The 2,292-nt window shown below is 77.1% G+C and carries 2 protein-coding genes; both read right to left on the bottom strand.

Translation table 11 applies throughout. The annotated features are described in order from the left end of the window. The coding region (gene mycP / locus AC2CJA_RS26230) for a type VII secretion-associated serine protease mycosin (protein WP_484605148.1) at positions 1–1,171 on the bottom strand (1,171 nt) is incomplete at its 3' end. Beyond that, positions 1,168–1,947 (bottom strand): hypothetical protein, encoded by a 780-nt coding sequence (locus AC2CJA_RS26225; protein ID WP_484605147.1) that lies wholly within the window; start codon positions 1,945–1,947, stop codon positions 1,168–1,170. The genes mycP and AC2CJA_RS26225, both read right to left, overlap by 4 nt. Positions 1,948–2,292 lie beyond the last annotated feature (345 nt).

Genomic DNA, 2,292 nt, shown 5'->3' with positions numbered 1-2,292 from the left:
CCGCGGCGGCGGGCGCCAGCCGGCCGCCGCGGTCGCGCTCGGGTACCGGACCGGCGCCGAAGTACTCGCTCGGATACGCCTCGGCCACCGGCCGCTGCCGCCGCGGCTCGATCTTCGCGCCCAGCTCGATGGCGGCGGCCGGATCGACGATGCCGCTGCCCAGTTCGTCGCTGCGTCCGCCGGGCGGGGCGTTCCGGGCGGTCTGCGCGATCAGCTCCTTGACCTGCGCCGGGCTGAGATCGGGGTGGGCGGCCCGTACCAGGGCCGCGCAACCGGAGACGAAGGCGGCCGCGGCACTGGTCCCCCAGCCCTCGTAGTACTCGCGGTCGGGGTAGGTGATGATCACGTCGTCGCCGGGGGCGCTGACGGTCGCGTACCAGCGGCGCGTGGAGAAGGGCGCGCGCCGGCCGTCGCGGTCCACGGCGGTCACGGCGATCACGCCGGGATAGGCGGCCGGATAGGAGGCCCGGTCGCCGTTCTCCCCGCCGTTGCCCGCGGAGGCGACCACCACCGATCCCCTGCCCAGCGCGTAGCGGACGGCGGCGTCCTCGGCCGGGTCGGGGTGGGCGGAGGCGCTGTCGTCGCCGAGGGAGAGGTTGATGACGTCGGCGCCCTGGTCGGCGGCCCAGCGGATGCCCTCGGCCAGCGCCTCGCCGCGTTCCTCCCTGGCCCTCTTCCGCTGCGGATCACCGTCCTCCAGCAGGACGCGCACGGGCAGGATCCGCGCCTCGGGGGCGACTCCGAGGACTCCCCGCGAATCACCGGGGCCGTGGCCGCGTCCGGCGATGATCCCGGCCATCGCCGTACCGTGCCGTGCCCAGTGCCCGTCGCCCCGGCGGGCTCCGAAGCCGATGAGGTCCCTGCCCTCCAGCACCCGGTCGCGCAGGTCGGGGTGGCCGGCGTCGACGCCGGTGTCGAGCACGGCGACGGTGACGCCCTGTCCCCTGGTGGTGTTCCAGGCCTCGCGCGCGCCCACCGCGTCCAGACCCCACTGCCGGTCGCGCACCTCGTCGGCGTGCGCGGCGGGCGCGGTCAGCAGGAGGGAGGCGCAGAGCACCGCGAACGCCAGCAGCGCGCGGAGCAGTCCGGTGGCGCGGCGGGAGCGGCCGGTACGGCGGGAGCGGCGGGCGTGCGGGGAGCCCGCGGAGGCGGGGAGGCCCGTGGTGTTCATCGGTCCTGTCCGGTTCCCTGAGCGACGATGCGGCGCAGGCCGCGTTCGATGCGGTCGGCGATGCCGCGGGCGTCGTGGCCGAGGCCCGCCTGGGCGGGGGCGGTGGTCCGGTCCTCCAGAACGGCCTCGGAGGCCGGCTGCGGATCGCCGACCGCACGGCCGTCGGCGAAGCCGGAGACGGTGTAGACCACCACGGGGGCGTCGGTGAGCGGCCGGATCGTCCAGCTCGCGCGCTGGGCGTCGCCGAAACGGGCGGCGGCGGTGCCGCGCGCCGCGTACGGACGGGGCATCAGGCCGTCGCGCAGTTCGAGGTTCTCCTCGTCGAACCGTTCGCGCAGGGCGCGCATCCCCTTCTCACCGGTCTCGGTGAACAGCAGCCCGACCGTGGTGACGCTGCTGCCGGTCTCGTCGGTGTAGGTGGCGCGCAGCAGCCGCTCGCAGCCGGCCGGCGAGAGGACCTCGGCCAGCTTCGGGTCGAAGGCGTTGCGGCAGTCGGCGTCGGGGGCGACCGCCACCCGGGTCCAGCGGCGGTCGGCGCGCCCCGGCCCGGCGCCCTTGCCGCGCAGCGTGCGGGGGAAGAGCGTGTCGACGGGTATCCCGTGCCACAGCGAGCGGGCCTCGGCGTAGCCGGCCGCGGGTCGCTCGCCGGAGCCGCCGGTGAGCCAGGTACCGGCGGCGGCCCCGCCCAGCAGCCCGAACCCCAGGACGAGGCAGACGGCCGCGGCGGCGGTGCGGGCCGGACCGCGCACGCGCCTGTCCGAACCCGGAGCGGCCACCGGCGCCTCCGGACGCGCCGGGGGAGCCGCGGACCGCGGTGGCGGCGGCCCCGTCGCTATCGGAGGCGCGGCTGCCGCGGCCCGGTAGGCCCTCGGCGGCACTGCGGGCCGTGGTGGTACGACGGGCGGGAGCGGAGCCCGGACCGGATCGGCCTCAGTGCTCACCGGCACCCCCTCGTTCTCTGTGCCGCCCCGTCGAGTCCCTTTCGGGGCAGGCCGGTCGGTATCGGGACATCACACCGCTGACCAGCGGCCCACGGTGGTGTGCGCGTCACTCTACGGGGATCGGGCACGGTGGCGGCAACCCGCGGCCCGGCCGCTCCCCGCGGCGCTCCGGGCCCGCGG

This window comes from Streptomyces sp. ATLC9 (genome assembly GCF_057196705.1).
This window is presented reverse-complemented; position numbering and strand designations above follow the sequence as displayed.